This window comes from uncultured Acetobacterium sp. (assembly GCF_927416815.1).
In the GTDB taxonomy this organism is placed as follows: domain Bacteria; phylum Bacillota; class Clostridia; order Eubacteriales; family Eubacteriaceae; genus Acetobacterium.
Genome location: NZ_CAKMJU010000033.1, coordinates 1 through 18,596, shown reverse-complemented (window position 1 = coordinate 18,596; position 18,596 = coordinate 1). Strand labels below are relative to the sequence as shown.

The window sequence follows — 18,596 nt, the reverse complement described above, 5'->3', positions numbered from 1 at the left end:
CAACCTGCAACATCACTCTGGCTCAAACAAATGTTTATACTTTAATTCCGGCCCGCATTTTCAGCCATTGGTGTGATGCTGCGATGACGTTCTTGTTATAAAATTTAGTTATCTATAAAAATTGAAGGAGATTGTCATTATGCCAGAATGGTTATAAAAATGAAAATCAAAATTCCCATGATTCTGGATCAATTAAATGACGATAACTTTGAGTACGTTGAGGGTGCCGCTGGCGATCAGCTGGGGTTTTCCAGCGTCCGGTTGCTCAAATCCTCGGAACAGGGGTATAAGAAAGAGGTCTTATATCTGGGATCAGCAGCCGTAATGCAACAGATTGATTCGCGTCATCTGCCATCCCAACTGATTTGCCTGGCCGATTCGTCCCTTCAGTTTGAAAATAACAAGGTTCATAACATTGATCTGGCGCTGATCCATTCAGATTGTGATATTGAGGTATTATTGGAAAAAATCGCCGACATCATCAGCGAATATCACCAGATCTATACTGAAATGATCAGGCGGATCACCGACAACAGAGGGTTGGCTGAAATCATCAACGCGATGACTCCGATTCTCGGCAATCCGCTTTATGTGGCCGATGCGGATTTCAAGGTGTTGGCCCGAACCGACTGCGTCCTGGAGCAGCCGGATCAGTGGCGGCATATTGTTGAAAATGGCATCGAGGATGGTTATATTTCCAGCTCGGTCAATGATTTTTATTATATGAAAGATCTGGTGCAAAAAACAGAGCATCAGCATGAACCGGTTTTCTTTTCTGGCAATGCGCTTTATCCGCACTCCTTTTGCACCATGAATTTAGCCAGCCGCAATAAAAAAATAGGTCTGGTGACCGTTTTTGAAACCGAGCGCCCGTTTTCAATCGGCACAAAAGCAACCATTGAATTTTTCAGTGACCTCCTGATCATGGAAATACAGAAAAATCTGACCTTAATCAGCAATGAAGGGGTCAAACTGGGCTACCTGTTTGCCGAAATTTTATCCGGTAATCGCCATTCCGAAAATGAGCTGAGAAAAGTCGTCAATTATGTCGATATTGATTTTCCGGAAAATTTTTTTATATTGGTGTTAAAGTCCCGGCATGACAATCGCAATCGCTATGAGCTGACATTTTTAAGGAAAAAAATCATCAGTCTGGTCAAAAACACCATTTGTATTATTCATCAGAATAATATTGTCATGCTGGCCAACGAAAGCAGCAGCCAGTTTAGCGGACAGGGTTTGTCCGAAATTGAAAAATGGCTCCAGGATACACAACTAGTTCTTGGAATCAGTGATGACGGCTCTGATATTAAACAGATCCGAAAATCATATCAGGAAGCACTGACGGCAATCGAATTGGGACTGAAATCGGAACGGGAGGATGTGATCTTTTTATATGACCGTTACCGCTTTGTCCATTTGATGGATGTGCTGGCGAATCTGGAAAACAGTGAGGCGCTTGGTCATCCCGCCCTTGCTAGACTGCAGCGGTATGATCAAAAAAAAGGTGCCAATCTGTTGGAAACCCTTTACTGTTATATGAAAAACGGTCGTTCCCAGGCCCAGACCGCCAAAGAATTGCATCTGCATCGCAGCTCCCTGCAATATCGGTTGACGAAAATGGAAGAAGTTATGGGTGTGGAGTTGGATCATTACCAGACATTTTTGCATCTGCAACTAACGTTTGAGATGAGGAAGCGGTAAAATCCACAGCGCTACAAAAGTTTAACATATTTATTTCGAAAATTTGTATTGAACTCCACCGTCTTTAATTTATATTTGAAATAAGTGATACTTTCTTGTTAGGTTATACTTTTCATAGTTTAAGTGCTTATTCCTCACTCACCATTCAGTTATGAATATCTTGACGTTGTCATAAGGTACCGATAAAATAGTGTTAAATGTGTATTAATCAAATTTAAAGAAGGCAGGAAAAACAATTGGAACTAGCATTAAGTATTTTGTTGGATGAATTGGAAACGCTTGAACCGGTACTCTTAAAAGCCCTTTCAACTAAAACAAAATTTCGCCAGGTTCATTTTTTTCAGGATACACTTACTGAAACAGATAACAAGACACTCTACATTGCCGAAGCGACGTCCTTTTTAAATCGCCGAACCGGTTTTCCCGCTAACCTGATTGTAATCGGGGATGAACTATCTTCATTTAAACTCGAACAAATGGATACCCTGGTGCAAATTTCTGGCAATATTGATCGTGAAACCGTCATGCAAAAACTCTTTGATGTTTATAATGCTTATAATCACTGGGATCAGCGAATGCTGACCGCAATTCTTGAAAATGCCGGGATTGAAGAATTTTTAAAAATTGCGGCCGAAAATCTGGATAATCCGATTGCTCTTTTTGACAACAGCCTGACAGTGATTGCCACAGCTAGCAGTTTTCTGAATTCAGCAGCTGGCACGATATGGGAAAAAATCGAGATCCCCGGTTATCCGCTGGCTGGCACCGGTTCTGGATTATTATGTTCAGTCTCAGGAAATGGATGTCACCGGAGTTTATGTCCAGGATGAATACTTTTATCAGATTGATGGGCCAAAGTCCCTTGAAATAATGGAAACGGTTTGTCAGTGTGATCTGCATGACATCAAATTCGCCGGTAAAAAGGTGGTTCATGTAAAAGGCACCGAAATGACCATTGTCCGTCTGGGAATGTCCGGCTGTCTGGGATATGAAGTTCATGGTGCCATAGAGCACGCAGATATGATCTTTGAAACTATTAAAGAAACCGGACAGGCTTTTTGGTCTCAAATGTCTGGGTAACAAAAACTATACCTTCAATCATACCCAGGGGGGTATCCCAATCAGTTTATCCATTACTGGTATCCTTTCTTCACTACCGATACCGGCATGGCCGAATTTTTCGAAAACATGCCAATTTACAACAATAAGTTTTTTGTCGGCAGCGGTAACGATGATGAAGAAAACTATTTTGTCACTCCTGATGATATCGGGTGGGACTACCTGATCAACTGGGAACATGATTTTATTGGGAAGGAAGCATTGGAAGCCATTGGCAAAAATCCTCCGAACACCGTAGTGACCCTGGAATGGAATGCCGAGGATATAGGGGATGTTTTTGCTTCCCAGTTCCGCGGAACCGCAGTGGAACCTTACGAGGCTATTGATGAAGCCGGTGATACCGTTGATTTGCCACGTTTTGTTGTCAGCAAGGTACTGCTTGATGGCAAAATGGTGGGCCGGGCATCCGGAAGAATTCATGACTATTATCACCGCAAAGAAATCTCGTTGGCTTTCATCAGCAAAGAGCTGGCTGTAGAAGGTCAAGAATTGGTCGTGTTATGGGGAAACAATGGCGGACCACAGAAAGAGATTCGGGCAACGGTGGCACGATTCCCTTACTACAATGAAGAACTGAGAAACGAAACCTTTGATGTGGAGAAAATACCACGTCCTAACTTTTAATTAAACTGAAGAACGTGAGCGCTGGAAAATAATCAGACCCTTTGTTTTTTATCAAATACTTTTTAGCGTAATAATACAATTTAGCGTAATTCAATAAACGCTAAATTGTATTATTTTTTGCGTTCTTAGACAAATTTACAAGTAAAGCTCTGAAACCGCCTATATATGAGGGTTTCAGAGCTTTTTTATTTGCTGAAAATATAGCGTTGCCGAAAATTTTGCCGATTATAACTTTCTCATGGCCGTCATTGGCGATGACAATTGTGAAGATATGTACAGGATCATATCACGCAGGTCGTTTTCGGCTGGCTCTGAGATCTCAATGCTATAGGTTGCTATTGATTTATCTCTTGTCGTAGGTTCTTCATTCATGACATCAGTCAGTGGACGTTTTTTCAGCTTTAATGGCGGCTCGACCTTGATCAAGGGCATGATAAAGTTCAAGCTTGCCGTTTAACATTTGGTAAGCTTCGATGCTCATGACACCAAGTCCCCCTGACCATTCTTAGTGATGAAGATAGTTCTTCGTGTTCGTTGCAGAATTTAGAGATTTCGTTGTAATTATTTCTTAGATCTGTACTGGATTTGATATTAGGCATTTGACAATCCTCCTTAGTTAATCTCAAGATATTATCCAGAATTTCTTTAGATTAACAATAAAAATAGCCAGCGGGTTATTTACATCTTAAAAACGTGTTGCAAACGCAATGGGGTCAGGGAAAGGCGTGAAAAGTCGCGATTTCAATGGGATATATGGTCTGGTGGTTTAGACTGGTCATTTTAAGGGTAATAAGATAAACTAAGATCAACGTTATTTTGAATTGCTGTGTGTTCAGCTCAATAATCAGGGATGAAATTATACCATTAGAAAGAACCCTGGCGGCGATTCACCTATAGCAAGGAGATCGGTTTAGATTGTTATAGTTAATTACCAAACCATATTTCAAATTAGAAAAGACTTCAATAAAAATGATATCAAAATAGGAGGTTTGCGAAAATGACAAGTAAAGAAAGCACACTAAGGAGTCTCAGAGCGAATCAAGACTTGATTGCCGAGCACATTGTTGATCAGCAGTTAAGGGGTTTAAATTTTTCTGAATCAAGACGGCAAGTTTCAATCAGGGATGCGACAGAAAATATTAGACAGCTGGCCGATGCGATTGAGTTAGAAAGTCAGATTACCTTTAATGGATATATTGTTTGGCTAAATGACGTGCTAAAAGGGTATGGGTTTGATCAAAGCTTATTGATTGATCATCTTACGCTTCTCGTTGACTATATCGAGGAATACTTTGCGGAAGACGTCGGCGAAATGGTCAGAACATACGTATTTGCTGCGATCGCAGTGGTTAATCCGGAGGGTCAGGCCGAGCAGTCGTTTTTGGAGAATTGCGGGGAGTATCGGGACTATGCCCAAACCTACCTGCTGGCACTCATTGAAGCACGGCGAAATGATGCGGTCGAGCTTATTCTGAGTGCGGTCAATCGAGAAAATGTCAGTATCGAAGATCTCTATATTAAAATATTTACGAATGTCCTCTATGAAATTGGACGCTTGTGGCAAAGTCAGCGTATTAATGTTGGCCAGGAACATTTCGCTACGGTTGTGACTCAATATATCATGTCGATGCTTTATGAAAAAATATTTACCAAAGAGTTAAAAACAGTTAAAATGATGGGTGTCTGCGTTGGTGATGAATTACATGAAATTGGCATTAGAATGGTCTGCGATATCTTTGAAATGAACAACTGGGATTCCTATTATTTGGGGGCGAACGTTCCCCTTGAAAGTATAATTGGTGAACTTGAACGGATAAAACCCCAGGTGTTGGCACTTTCAGCAACGACGGCTCACCGCGTGCCCCAGTGCATCGAAATAATTAAAGCGATCAAGGTAAAGACCTCGGGAACAAAAATTATTGTCGGCGGACGACCCTTTAATATGGATCCAGGCCTGTGGGTAAGAGTTGGCGCCGATGGCCATAGTGTTGATGCAGTCGGCGCCGTTAAGCTGGCACAGCGGCTGGTAAACGAACGTGTCTAGAACAGAACCCTATGAAAACAGTTTTGTCCTTTTATGCGATAACAATGCGATCGTAAAAAAAGTGCTCAGTGTCACCGGTGTTCCGGCGATGATTAAAGAGGGACATGATTTTTCGGCTTTTCTGCTGGCTGAAAGTGTCAAAGACTGGGAGGAAATAATCGCTAATAAAGCTTTTGGCAGTAATGGCTTTTATCTGAAGGGATTGGTGGCAAAAATTGAGTTTATGAGTTATTCGTGTCTTGTCAGTATCGTCGATGATGAAACGATGCTGGTTATCGGCATCGAAACTGAAAATCTGGTGTCGTTTTATGAGGAAATGTCTCGAATTAACAGCCGCTTGACAAACAGCGTCCGACAGCTTTATAAGGATAAGCTCCAGAATGAGTCATCGCTGTTTGATGAGATTTCGCGAATGAATAGCGAATTGTCCAATGCCAAAAGAGAACTGCAAAAGAAAAATATCGAATTCGCGGTTTTGAATGATAAGTTAAAGGAAATTTCTGTCCATGATTCCTTAACCGGTCTTTTCAACCGACGGTATTTTTATCTGGAAAGCCCCCAGATCGTGGCCAGATCAAAAAGGTCACTGATCGGTCTCTGTCTGGTCATGATTGATGTCAATGGTTTTAAAACAGTCAATGATAGCTTGGGTCATGACGAAGGTGATCACCTTTTACAGTATCTTGCCGAATGCTTCGAGAAGGTTGTCAGAAAAGGACAGGATACGGTGTTTCGACTGGGCGGCGACGAGTTTCTGGTGATCTTGGAGCAATGTAATTCACAGATGGCAGATGTGATTATGGCGCGGTTGCGCTGTGAATATGGCAAGGCTGATCGAGGCACCTCGTTGGCTATCGGGATTGTTGAAATTATGCCGGATCAAGCTGACGATGATTTGACGGACTATCTGAAGTTAGCAGATGAATTGATGTATGCAGAAAAACTGAAGATGAAAAAAAGTCTAAGCCAAGTAAAAACTTAAATTGATCGATTTAAATGGAGGTAAGATTGATGATTGATTTTAACCGTTTTATGGAATTTCTCTGCGGTAATTTTGATAATCGTGCACAATGTCAGAAAGAAGAAGAGCTTGGCAAGCGGATTCATCCCTACGCAAAACATATCATTGGCAGATGTAATGATAAGACGATAAATTTACCACTAAATTTTACCGGTCAATTTGTGATTGAGGAAAGTTATTTTGACTTGGGCGATCAAAAAATTGAAAAGCACTATTTGTTTTTATATCAAGTGGCGTGTGAAAATAGCATTAAGCTAACGTCCTATGAGATACCGGCGGATATTGAACGGGAAGTATTTACTAATACAAATGAGCAATTGCAGATCGATTATCGCGACTTAGTGGTCTCACCGCGATTTGAACCGTTAGCATTAATGGAATCAAATGGTGAATTCTTCGGTGAAAATATCAGCCGGTTTGCTGCCGATACGCTGTTTAAATTTAGTTTACGGGTCGTTCGCGATAAACTATTTGTCAAAGAAGTGTTGGAGAGAGATGGCGAGAAGGTGGCCGGATTTTACGAACCGACAATCTATGATAAACTTTTCTAAGGGATCGGATATCGGTTCTCAGGTTGTTATTCTAGAATAACAAGCAGGTCGTGAAACCGATCCAAATATCGAAAAATGGAACTAAGATTCGGCCAGGTGGATCGTCCGGAACGGAAGAGGCGGCCAGCCATTTTGATCAGAATCACACGCAGCATCATTAACCAGTTCTTTTGGAACCTTTGAAAATTTATCGAAATTCGAACTATGTTTAAGAAACTATCGACATACAGTATATTAGTGCAATTTCAAAAATATTGCACTAATATACGCAAATGTATTGAAATTGCATATATTAAGTGTTATGATGATTAAAATATGAAGAAGGTAATATATGTACTGTGCAATTATAGGTGATTTAATAAAATCGAAATCGATCAATCAATTAGAACGAAAGAGTGTTCAAGAAAAGTTAGAGACCTTATTGGAACGCATCAATAACGATTTTAGGGAAAGTATTGTCTCGAAATTTACGATCACGCTAGGAGATGAATTTCAAGGTTTATTAAGTGCGCCTTCGTTATCGATTGTCATCATTGAACTGATCACAAAAGAGTTATATCCACATCCAATACGCTTTGGAGTAGGGATCAGCGATATTTATACAAAAATAAATCCGGATAAAGCAATCGGAGCGGATGGTCCCGCATATTATTTTGCGCGTGAAGGAATTGAAAAAGTAAAGGATAATAAAATCAGAAAGTCTTTTCCAGTCCATTATAAAACTGGAAAAAACGATCAGGATCTGATTAATTCTTTATGTGTTGCAGTTGATTTAATTATGAGTGGTTGGACTGAAAAACAAAAAGAAGTAGCTTGGAAAATGGATGGAACGGAAGGTCAGCAAAATCTAATTGCTGAGGAATTGGGGTTAAATCCCTCAACGATAACCAGGCACCTCAAAGCGGGGCATTATGACGACTACCGTAAGATTATCGATTCATTACAGGAATATTTACGCAATGAATATGATTTTAATTTTGAAGGGGACAAGATTAATCAGGCGATGAGTTATTTTAATACGGGTAATTATTTAATGCTGCAAAACGATTATGAAGCTGCCTTAGACAATTTCAAAAAAGCAATGAACATTAGAGTCGAAAAAATTGGACAGGATCATCCCGAAATTGCTACTAATTTTGAGAGTATTGGAAATGTTTACTATAAGATGGGGAAGTTTGATGAAGCTCTAGAAAATTTTCAAAATGCACTTAAAATAAACGAAAAAATATTCGGACAGGATCATCCCGTGGCAGCTTTTATTTTTAATAGCATCGGTAATGTCTATCTTACCAAAGGTCAATATAATGATGCGTTGGAATACTATCAAATGGCTTTAGTAATATTAGCAAAGAAGCCTGAAAGTCTTCAAATTGGAATTGGAACGACCTACAATAATTTAGGAAACCTATATTCAATAATAGGAGATCAAGACAGAAGCCTTGAATATTATCAAAAAGCAATACAGGTAAAAGAAAAAGTATTGGGACCTGAACATCCTGATCTGGCTTCTACCTACTATAGCTTAGGCAATCTCTTTTTGGAAAAAAGTAAGTACCAACAATCCCTGAATTATTTTAAAAGAGCATTGGCAATAAGAGAGAAATATTTTGGGATCAAAGATTCTGAGACAGCTAATGTTTATAATGGATTGGGTAATCTGTATTATCAAGAGCATAATTTCAAGGAAGCGCTGGTGTATTATCTAAAAGCATTGGCAATAAAAGAAAAACAATTGGGTTTTGAACACATTGAAACAGCGGCTATTTATCACGGCTTGGGAAATGTCTATCAGGCAATGAGTAAATATGACATAGCAATTAAGAATTATGAACAAGCCCTCAAAATTAGGCAAAAGGTGTTGGGAGTGAATCATGCTGATACTCAATCAACAACTATTAGTCTGGGTGACGTCTATTCATCTATGAAGCAATATAATCGTGCACTTGAATTTTATCAGAAGTCGTTGAATAATAATATTGATGACTTTAAACTAAATGACAAAATCACGTCAGCGATTTACAATAATATGGGAATCATATATTGGAAATTAGGCGAAGATGATAAAGCACTTGAGTATTATGGAAAGTCCTTGGAAATAAGAGAGCGAATTTTTGGGGCTGACCATCCGGACACAGGGGATAGCTATAATAATATTGGCACTGTTTTATCGATCAAAAAGGATTATGCGCGAGCGTTGGAATATTATTTCAAATCCCTAGAAATTCGCGAAAAATCGTTGGGGAAAAATCATCCTGCTACAGCAGGTAGTTATAAAAATATCGGCAATCTGTTTTTGGCAGAAAAGGAATTTAACAAAGCACTTGAATACTATCAGAAGGCATTGGCTGTATACGAATTAAAAGATCAATTAAAAGCGGAAAATATTTATCAGAAGATGGCATATATCTATCAGATGCAAAATAATACGACAGCTGCAGAAAAGTATTTAAGTTTGATGTCTAACACAACTAACAGAGACAGGAGCAATGACAATGATGATTGAGAATAACTTGTTCTGGCTTTTAGTATGTGGCCACCTCATTGGTGATTTTTATTTGCAGACAGAAGAAATGGCAAATGGAAAAAAAGAAGAACGGAACATTTTATACAAACATGCTTTGATTTATGCATTGGTACTATTAGTAGCGATTTCACCTGTTCTGAATTCAGATATTTTCATTTATGTTTATTTGCCTGTTGTCATCAGTCATTTTTTTATCGACTTATTAAAAGTAAAAATTCAGTTTAAAAGGAATTCGGAGAGTTTTATCACCCGGAATATTTTTCTCGTTGATCAAATCGCACACATAGCAATTGTCATCATATTTGCATGCATTTATGCAAATGATAGTACGATTGCATTAAATCAATTCGGTCAAAATCTCCTGTCTTTTTATCAGACACTGGGAATGATTATGACATCTTCGATACTCCTGCGCATTGTTTTTGTGTTTTTATTGATTGGTAAGCCAGGGAATATCATAATAAGAGAAATTAACAATAAAGAAAAGATTCGTGGAAATATCATGACCAATGGAACTGATACTGGTAAAGAGGGTATAGAAGAAACAGAATATAAAAATGCGGGAAAACTTATTGGTATCCTGGAGAGGATACTTGTTGTTATACTGGTGATGCTGAATCAATATGCCGCTGTTGGAATAATCTTTGCAGCAAAATCACTGACGCGATACGATAAAATTGTTAAAGACCCGTCATTTGCGGAGTATTATCTTGTTGGAACCCTGTTGAGTTTATTGATAGCAATTGCTGCAGTGTTAAGCATTCAACCAATTTAATCAGAAAAACGCAATCAGTAAATGTTCGAACCTTTTGGTTAAAGTGACACGCTTCCACTAGTTCAAAAGTAGTGGAAGCTGAAAGTATTAAAATGCATAATCGACGTTCATATTACATAATTATTATACATTATCAGCACTTTGGAAAGGAATATCCATCTGTGAAAAAACTAAATGACTACTTATACGCCGGCGATACCGTGCTGAAGATTTTACAGCGCTATTCTGATGATTTGAAACAGTCGGCCAAAGATTCCGATAATCAGGTTGATCTTTGGCACTGTAATTTTCTGCTGCAAATTGCTGAACTGTTGCAGCATAATGATTTCCTGACTTCGCAGTCGCAGCGGATTCGCGAATTTTATAAACTGATGGCCAACGACTATCCCTTTCTGGCTTTTACCTTTAAGGGACGAATTAAATCGCTGATCCGCGCCGAATCAAAATTTAATGGCTACATTGTCGAATGTATTTATGAGCATTATATAAAACACGGTCTTTACCCGTCTCTGCCGGAACTAAAAAAGGCATTAAATTGTTTTCGCGACCTGATTGCATACCGAATTGTGATTTCGTTACCTAAATGTCATTTAAAAGCAGGGCAGATTTGCGCCGAAGAAGAATTAAAATATCTCTATGATGTCGCCAACCAGTTGCCTGGTTTTCTAGAGGAACGGGGCTTTACCGCCGAACCATCTTCCTTAAAGCGTCAGAAAAAATCGGCCTTATTAAAAGAGCATGTCAGCCCCTATTATCGGGATTATATTGCCGATGCAGAGCCGAATGGCTATCGGTCGCTCCATATCACATTTTATGATAACATTGCCCGTTGTTATGTGGAAGTCCAGCTTCGCACCAAAGAAATGGACGATTTTGCAGAGATTGGTCCGGCCAATCATTTAGGTTATGAAAAACGGCAGGAAAGTGAAAGAGCCAGACGAGAGGCCATTCCCCAAGGGGAAAATATTTATTTTGATAATGCCTATGAAAGAGGGATCCGCTTGCAGCAGCTTGATTTATCAAAATTGGATGTCAATATGTTTTCAGCCATGGATAATTCGCTGATCAACGATGGTTGCGGCCTCTTTCGCGGCAGACTGATTCTTCCCTATGAACATCTTTCCAGATTCCAAAATGATCTGATTGATTAATATCTTATGAAGTCGGATATATAAAACAAAGAATAGTCATAAATTGGTCGATCAGAACAAGCCCTTGACTGTCAAAGCAATCAAGGGCTTGTTGGCGGCTTGGGCAGGTTTAACGCACCGAATGCTTATTAAAGTCTATTGAACGTTGGCCAGTTCTTTGTACCAGATATTCATCGATTCAATTGAGCCGGAAATCTGGGTATTATTAATCAGGGTACCACCATATTGATAATTAGCGCGGGCAAAGGTGGTATTCATTCCAAAGGAAGAGGCGCGGGCAATCGTATAGAGCAGGCAGAAGCCGCTACGCGTCATATATTTTTCCATGTCATGGAGGAGATGAAGGGCCAGCTGTTGACCACGATACTTGGGCAACACCGCAAAATCAGTCATCTCAGCATTCAAATTATCGGGGTCCATTTCACTAGAAGATGCGGCAACCAGATGACCACTGAGAAATACGCCAAAGTATAAAACCTGGTCGGCCATCGTTTCACGCAGATAGCTGGCCTCAAAAATAGGAAAGGGATAGCTTTTAAATACCTTGTTGTATAGCTGGGCGAGTAAAGGAATGTCGGATTCGAGTAATCGTCTGATCTGGTATTGAGGGGGCAGGGTTTTAGTGACCGGATTGTCTTTATTGGCAATAGCGTAAGTAAGAATTTGCTTTAATTTAATCTCGTTGGCAAGATTTTTTCTTTTTGGACAGAGGTATTTGACCAGCATCTTACAGCTTTCTTTGCCGCGATAAAAACTTGGGATTTCGGCTTCTTCCTGATAACCATTGGCTTTAAAGATTGGATCGAGCGATTCGGGAATTTTAGCAACAATTTTTGAATAATTTTTAGCATGTGCTAATTGGTTCATATCGGTGATGATTTGGTCGGGTGCCGCAGTATCACATTTCATCAAATAGATGCGATCGCTGTTTTTCCCGTGCTGGATAAGACTCTTGCCATAAGTTTCAATGATATCGGTCATACGACGACCTCGTCAATCAGATTTCTTTGGTCACGTTCAAGATTTTCCGGAATCAGGGTAATCGTTTCTTCATAATCGCAAAGCAGTTTAGAGATACCAATCGGTTTACGGTTACTTTCCTCACTATTTAATTTTAATTGCAGATTGCAATTTTTACAGTCTAAGTCGCAGGCCGTGTGTTCATAGTTATCAGGCATCTGATAGGTGGTGATGACGCCTTCATAGTTTCTTAGGATGACCTTATTGGTCGACCAGGAAATGAGGTAGTTTGGCATCACCGGAATTTTACCGCCACCACCGGGGGCATCAATCACATAGGTGGGAATGGCAAAACCACTGGTATGACCGCGTAAACTCTCGACGATTTCAATACCCTTGCCTACGTTGGTTCGAAAATGTTCAAGCCCTTCTGATAAATCACATTGATAGAGATAGTAGGGACGAACCCGATTCGCGACTAATTTATGAACCAGTTTTTTCATAATCTGGGGACAGTCATTGACATCTTTTAATAAAACCGATTGATTGCCTAAGGGAATTCCCGCACTGGATAGTTTTTTTAATGCGGCAATCGAGGTTTTGGTAATTTCGCGGGGATGATTGTAGTGGGTGTTGATCCACAGGTTGTCGTATTTACGGAGCACGTTGACGAGTTTGTCAGTAATCCGATAGGGTAGCACCACCGGCGTACGGGAGCCAATCCGAATTACTTCAACATGGGGAATGGCGGTAATCAGTCCGAGAATATAATCGAGCTTTTCGTCTGATAGCAGGAATGGATCGCCGCCAGAAAGCAGCACATCGCGGACAGTCGGGGTATTTTTGATATAGTCGACCCCGGCTAAAATCATCGCTTCAGACGGCACTGAATCCGCATCGCCAACCTTTCTTTTGCGGGTGCAATGGCGGCAATACATGGCGCAGACATTACTGACGTGAAACAGTACCCGATCTGGATAACGATGGGTAATCCCTTGGACGGGGCTATCTTTGTCCTCGTGAAGGGGATCTTCCATGTCAATCGATGTGATCATTAACTCATCAATACTGGGAAAACTTTGTCTAAAAACCGGATCGTTTTGATAATCATCGTCATCGATTAATGACAGATAGTAGGGTGTAATCGCCATCGGAAATTTTTCAATGGTTTTTTTAATTTCTTGTTTCTGTTGATCGGGAAATTGAATCCCCATAATTTTTTCAACCGTTTCGACGGTACGAATGGTATGGTTTAATTGCCAACGCCAGTCAGTCCATTTATCCATTAAATAGTCTGAGGATTGGTCAGTATTCAAATGTTTCTGTGTTAATTTGATTGCTTCTTGCATGTTACGGTTCCTTTCAGATTCATAATAAAAACAAGGCAGGTGAAGGGATAGGCAATTTGAGAGTTTCTTTGTGGCTGGGAAAAAACCATAAAAAAAGGCACTCTAACGCTGTCTTCACAGAGTTAGAGTGCCTAGGTTTCGCTAAAGATAACTCACCTTATACCATTCTTAATGCCCAACAAATATCAGGCAGAATAGTATAGTATATGACCATGATGATCCTATACAAGCCCCAGTTCCATCCAGGATGTTTTTCCATGTAAATTTCATTGGTTTAATAATAAGCTTACTTATTTCCACATTCAGATAAATACGTAAACAAGCTCACAAATTGAATTACTCAATACATATACTTCACATAATGTTTGTTTGATGATGTTAACATAATAACAAAAAATCTCACTGTTGTCAAAAAAAGTTTAGGCATTTAATTTTCTAAAAAAAATGCGGCTGTTTATCAGGTCTTGATCTTTGTTAATGACAAGGCTATAAGAAAGCACGGCTGAAGGATATCGTGGATCTTTTTATCCTAAATCAGCACGCTTGATAATCGCGTCATAGCCAGCTGGATCGGTATTGCCTTCGGTGCTAAAAAGCAGGATGGTTGACGTGTGATTAAGCTTTAGCTGCTGTTTTAAGGCAGCCAGGTGTTGGTCTTGACACAATGACACCAGCAGACCCAGGCCGACCGCGCCGGATTCGCCGGAGACAATCGCCGGGTCTAAGCCGCGCGGATGAGCTAGGGTCTGCATCCCCAGCTCCGTGACCCAGTCCGGGCAGCTGGCGTAAAAGCTGGCATAGTCGCGCAGGATTGGCCAGGTCAGGGGGTTGGGTTCGCCGCAGTTTAAACCGGCCATAATCGTTTCCGGGTTGCCGCCAATCGCGAGTGGTTGGCCATTGCCCTGGTCGGCCGATTTGAAGATACAGGCGACTGTGTCGGGTTCGACAATCGTGGTGAGTGGTGGGTTTTGCTGGTAATAATGAGCCAGATAGCCCAGTACACCGCCAGCCATTGAGCCGACCCCGGCCTGGAGAAAAACATGGCTGGGCTTGGAAATGCCGAGATCGGTGAGTTGGTCGAGCGCTTCGGCGGCCATCGTGGTATAGCCGCGGGTAATGGCGTTGGGGATCTCCTGATAGCCGTCAAAGCCAGTGTCCTGAATCAGGATATAGCCGTGTTGATCGGCTAGCGCGGCGGCGCGGCGGACGGCATCATCGTAATTTAAGTCAGTGATGGTCACCGTGGTTTGATTAATTGCCCGGATCGCCTCAGCGCGGCAGGGCTTTGAGCCCTTGGGCATCAGCACGATCGCCTGAGCGCCAAAGAGGGCGGCCGCCCAGGCCACGCCCTTGCCGTGGTTGCCATCGGTAGCGGTGATAAAGACCAGCTGCTTAAGCTGTTTTTTAATCGCTGGAGTGCTCAGAAAATGATAATCGAGATTGCCATCGGCCAGCTTTAAATAGCGGCCAATAATGGTCGCCATGGCATAGGCGGCGCCCAGACCTTTGAAGGCGCCCAGACCAAAGCGGTGCGATTCATCCTTGACAAAAATGCCCGCAACCCCCAGTTTATCGGCCAGGTCAGGCAGCGCCAGCAGCGGCGTTGGCTGGTAGTGGGGCAGCGATTGATGGAAGTGGCGAACATCGGCCAGCGTCGCCGGCGACAGCATTGGGGGTAAGTTTTTATTTAAGTTATTGGTTATGTTATCGGTTAAGTTATTGGCTAAGGACTGACTTGGGGCTGAGCCGGGAATGATGGTGATCGGTGATTTCATATGGGTCTCCTTTAAATTAAGTGATGTGCCAGCGAACGCTACAAAAACTGTTCGGCCAGTTAAAAATATTTTGGTCAAAACGCCGTGACGAACGGCTGTTTTTAATCATCGAATGATAAAATCGAACGATCACATAAGTGATAACAGCAAGTGATATCATAGTTCCAGATAATCTTTAATCAAAAATGCCAGTTGTAACTTGAATTTTTCTTCTGGGGTGATCAGATCGATGTTTAAGAGCTGGCGGATTTTTTTCATCCGGTAGTTGATCGTGTTGCGATGGCTAAAGGCGGCCTCGGCGACCGCCTGGATGCTGCCGTCATGCTCAAGGTAAAGCCGCAGGGTATCGATCAGGGGGGACTGCCCCTTTTGATTATGAGCGGCTAGCAGGCTCAGACTGTCGTTTGCCAGTGCTGCTAAGACTGCCTTGTCGGGAACCGCAAAAAAGAGCTTAAAGAGTCCCAGATCATTAAAATTGAGATAGCGGCGCTGCTGGGCTTGGGCTACTTTCAGGGCAAAAAGCGCCTGTTGGTAGCTGTGGTGAAGGGTGACCAGGGAAGCGGCCGGATCACCGCTGCCAAAGTAAAGAGGCGCCTTTGGCTGCGGCAAAGCCAAGCCATCAAAGCTGGATATGGCCTGATCGAGGGCGCTCAGACTAGGGTTTTGAAAAATAACAAGATCAGCCTCGCGCAGTCGCAAGTGATAGGTTCGGGTGCCGATCGTGCTAAATTGCTGGACCAGTCGCGCCGGCACGGCCGAGCCCTGACAGACCAATACCAGATAGGGAAGGTCGGTCTCGTAGCCGAGGCTAGTCAGGGTATCGAGGCTGGTTTCGGGATCATCGGGGTGTAGCAGCAGCCGCTGAAAGGCCATCGTGGTGCGGTCTTGCTGATAGGATTGGGTAAAGATGCGGTTGCAGTAATCTTGCATGATCGTGGCCAAATGGATTTTCCAGGGCATCGTAAAAAGCGGAAATTGATGGCGGTTGCACAAAGTGATAAGAGCCTCGGAAATGGCCTCCTCAAACAGATAGTGGCCGGTATTGATAATCAGCCCGGCGGTTTTTTGATCGATCAGGCGGGTGATAAAATCATCGAGCCAGCTGTTTGAATCGGCACTCATGCCGGTGGTGATGATCAGCTCGCCGCCTTTTAGAAAACTGGTGGTGGCGATGTCCTCGGTAAACTGCACCCAATCGATGGCGGTGCTCAGGCCAGCTGCGCCGGCGACCAGCTGCAGCTGGTAGGTGTTTTTGGTGGCATAAAATAAATCAGCTAGGATAATCGACATAAAAATACCTCGTTTGAAAGGTGATAAAAACAAGCAACGCTGGGCATTGAATTTATAAAACCTGAATGAATAGGGTCTGAATTAATAGGACTAGAATGAATAGGTCCTGAATTAATAGGACCTGAATTTATCTGGATAAAATTTTTAAAACGGTTTCTTATAGTATACTAAATGGCTGATTGTCTGTCCAGCACAAGGGCGACTAAATAATCAGGCTGTCTGTTATAGATCACCGGTATGCAGCTGTGCTGTCATGACAATATTTGCAATCGGATCAAAAAAATATTAATTTAATTGGATTTTTTCAAAAAAAAGGGGTACAAAACAATGCATCTAAGATAAAATAGAAACAGAAGAGGTGAAGACAATGAATCGACTTACAAAATCATGGATCGGCTTGATCCTATTAATTGGCACCCTGGTAGTCAACAGTTTTGGTGCATTCGGCTTCTTTAATGGCCTGTCCCAACGGGACTTATCAGACCGCTATATGACCCTGATCACACCGGCACCATCAACCTTCAGTATCTGGAGTTTAATTTATGCCCTGTTAATCGGTGCTGCGGTGGTGATGATTATTAAAAACAAGGATCCCTATTATGGCCAGGCGATTGATAAGATCAGTTATCTGTTCTGGCTGACCAGTGGCTTGAATATGCTCTGGATTATCTGCTTTTCCTATACCTTAATTGGGATATCGGCGCTTGTGATCCTGGCTTTTGCGATTACCCTGACCCTGCTAATCTTACAGCTAGGGACAATCCAGACGGGCAAGCAGTGGCTGTTGCCGGCGGCCTTTGGGATGTACACCGGGTGGCTGCTCATTGCCACCGTGGTCAATATCTCCTCCTGGCTGGTTAGTGTCAACTGGCAGGGTTTTGGCCTGGCTGCCGAGTATTGGGGCATTATTATCCTGATGGTCGCGGTGGTTGTGACGGTGGTCGTCACCCGGGTCACTAAAAATGCGATTCTACCGCTTCCGGTTGCCTGGGGTTATTTTGGTATTTACCAGTCTTTAAACGCGGTCGAAGGTTTTCAGGGCGCCTACCCATCACTGGCGATCGCTGCCCTGGTGGGGATTGTGCTGCTGCTGGTCATAACTGGGATTCAGTTATATTTAAATGCTTTTCGGCTGATGCCGGTGGCTCTTGCCGAATGGGTTGATGCAGCTGATTTTAGCAGTAGCTCAGCAGAAATCTAACACCGGTGAGAGAAATTTACCAGCAATCAGCAAGCCCGCTTTCTAGCGCTGCAAAAGCGCTGAAAAGCGGGCTTTTTTAAATTAAACTGGCGGCGCGGGCAGGACCTTGTTTAATCAGCACAAAGTATTGCCAGAATATTGGGCTGTCTAGCCATTGTCATTCGCTTTAGTTGTGCTATAATAGCATCCATACACAAGACAAGGAAGTCGATTCCCGGTCTTGTTTTTTTTTGTTTTTATACCAGTCGAATTAAAGCATTTAAAAAATCGAACTGACAATTGCACAGGGTGCGAGCGAGGGTCTGACCCCTTGGTCATCACGGATCTCCGCTACGGTAAATCTTTCATTGAAGAGTTTGGTTTTTGCTTTAACCCGGATTTCGAGTAACAGGGTCTGCAGGCCGCAAAAATACAGCATTCCCCGTTTTTTTTCTGTCACTACCTTCTTTCATTCACTGAGGTTTTCCGGCGTTTAACCAGATCGACAATCCCGAAGATCTGATAAATT

Annotated in this window: 16 protein-coding genes and 1 pseudogene; 11 read left to right on the top strand and 6 right to left on the bottom strand. The window is 42.0% G+C overall.

The annotated features are described in order from the left end of the window. The first annotated feature begins 159 nt into the window (after positions 1-159). The 4 genes from QZ998_RS06670 (at position 160) to QZ998_RS06655 (ending at position 3,447) form a co-directional block, all read left to right on the top strand. A complete protein-coding gene (locus QZ998_RS06670) occupies positions 160-1,704 on the top strand; it encodes a helix-turn-helix domain-containing protein (protein ID WP_296559092.1) in 1,545 nt (514 codons plus the stop codon). A gap of 236 nt (positions 1,705-1,940) precedes the next feature. Beyond that, positions 1,941-2,534, top strand: coding sequence for a hypothetical protein (locus QZ998_RS06665; RefSeq protein ID WP_296559090.1), 594 nt, complete (start codon positions 1,941-1,943; stop codon positions 2,532-2,534). Continuing rightward, on the top strand, positions 2,503-2,784 hold the full coding sequence (locus QZ998_RS06660; RefSeq protein WP_296559088.1) for a hypothetical protein: 282 nt from the start codon (positions 2,503-2,505) through the stop codon (positions 2,782-2,784). Before QZ998_RS06665 ends, QZ998_RS06660 begins: the two co-directional genes overlap by 32 nt. 108 nt (positions 2,785-2,892) lie before the next feature. Then, positions 2,893-3,447 carry a hypothetical protein gene (locus tag QZ998_RS06655; protein WP_296559087.1) on the top strand — a complete coding sequence of 185 codons (555 nt, stop codon included), beginning with the start codon at positions 2,893-2,895 and terminating at the stop codon, positions 3,445-3,447. A 363-nt stretch (positions 3,448-3,810) separates the two neighbouring features. Here the strand turns inward: QZ998_RS06655 and QZ998_RS06650 are convergent. Then, positions 3,811-4,046 (bottom strand): annotated as a pseudogene (locus QZ998_RS06650) (type II toxin-antitoxin system Phd/YefM family antitoxin); the annotation flags it as partial. A gap of 398 nt (positions 4,047-4,444) precedes the next feature. On the opposite strand from QZ998_RS06650, the gene QZ998_RS06645 reads away from it, so the two are divergent. The 6 genes from QZ998_RS06645 (at position 4,445) to QZ998_RS06620 (ending at position 11,513) form a co-directional block, all read left to right on the top strand. Then, entirely contained in the window at positions 4,445-5,491 is a 1,047-nt protein-coding gene (locus QZ998_RS06645) for a cobalamin-dependent protein (protein ID WP_296559085.1), read from the top strand. Further along, on the top strand, positions 5,484-6,473 hold the full coding sequence (locus tag QZ998_RS06640; protein ID WP_296559083.1) for a GGDEF domain-containing protein: 990 nt from the start codon (positions 5,484-5,486) through the stop codon (positions 6,471-6,473). The genes QZ998_RS06645 and QZ998_RS06640 overlap by 8 nt, the downstream gene beginning before the upstream one ends. Before the next feature lie 29 nt (positions 6,474-6,502). Continuing rightward, positions 6,503-7,063, top strand: a complete 561-nt coding sequence (locus QZ998_RS06635) for a hypothetical protein (protein ID WP_296559078.1) — start codon at positions 6,503-6,505, stop codon at positions 7,061-7,063. Between the two features lie 331 nt (positions 7,064-7,394). After that, positions 7,395-9,566, top strand: a complete 2,172-nt coding sequence (locus QZ998_RS06630; protein WP_296559076.1) for a SatD family protein — start codon at positions 7,395-7,397, stop codon at positions 9,564-9,566. Next, positions 9,556-10,362: a DUF3307 domain-containing protein gene (locus QZ998_RS06625; RefSeq protein WP_296559075.1), complete on the top strand. Its 807-nt coding sequence runs from the start codon at positions 9,556-9,558 to the stop codon at positions 10,360-10,362. Before QZ998_RS06630 ends, QZ998_RS06625 begins: the two co-directional genes overlap by 11 nt. A gap of 161 nt (positions 10,363-10,523) precedes the next feature. Further along, positions 10,524-11,513: a guanosine polyphosphate pyrophosphohydrolase gene (locus tag QZ998_RS06620; RefSeq protein WP_296559074.1), complete on the top strand. Its 990-nt coding sequence runs from the start codon at positions 10,524-10,526 to the stop codon at positions 11,511-11,513. A gap of 135 nt (positions 11,514-11,648) precedes the next feature. Here the strand turns inward: QZ998_RS06620 and ablB are convergent, their stop codons facing one another. From ablB to QZ998_RS06600, 4 genes are all read right to left on the bottom strand, one after another. Continuing rightward, a complete protein-coding gene (gene ablB, locus QZ998_RS06615) occupies positions 11,649-12,494 on the bottom strand; it encodes a putative beta-lysine N-acetyltransferase (RefSeq protein ID WP_296559072.1) in 846 nt (281 codons plus the stop codon). Then, on the bottom strand, positions 12,491-13,822 hold the full coding sequence (ablA, locus tag QZ998_RS06610; protein ID WP_366512404.1) for a lysine 2,3-aminomutase: 1,332 nt from the start codon (positions 13,820-13,822) through the stop codon (positions 12,491-12,493). The genes ablB and ablA overlap by 4 nt, the downstream gene beginning before the upstream one ends. 524 nt (positions 13,823-14,346) lie before the next feature. Further along, positions 14,347-15,597: a diaminopropionate ammonia-lyase gene (locus QZ998_RS06605; protein ID WP_296559070.1), complete on the bottom strand. Its 1,251-nt coding sequence runs from the start codon at positions 15,595-15,597 to the stop codon at positions 14,347-14,349. Between the two features lie 156 nt (positions 15,598-15,753). Beyond that, entirely contained in the window at positions 15,754-16,887 is a 1,134-nt protein-coding gene (locus QZ998_RS06600; protein ID WP_296559069.1) for a PucR family transcriptional regulator, read from the bottom strand. 367 nt (positions 16,888-17,254) lie between these two features. On the opposite strand from QZ998_RS06600, the gene QZ998_RS06595 reads away from it, so the two are divergent. Next, positions 17,255-18,088, top strand: a complete 834-nt coding sequence (locus QZ998_RS06595; RefSeq protein WP_296559067.1) for a tryptophan-rich sensory protein — start codon at positions 17,255-17,257, stop codon at positions 18,086-18,088. Between the two features lie 259 nt (positions 18,089-18,347). Here QZ998_RS06595 and QZ998_RS06590 read toward each other — a convergent pair whose 3' ends face one another. Further along, positions 18,348-18,527: a hypothetical protein gene (locus QZ998_RS06590; RefSeq protein ID WP_296559066.1), complete on the bottom strand. Its 180-nt coding sequence runs from the start codon at positions 18,525-18,527 to the stop codon at positions 18,348-18,350. Positions 18,528-18,596 lie beyond the last annotated feature (69 nt).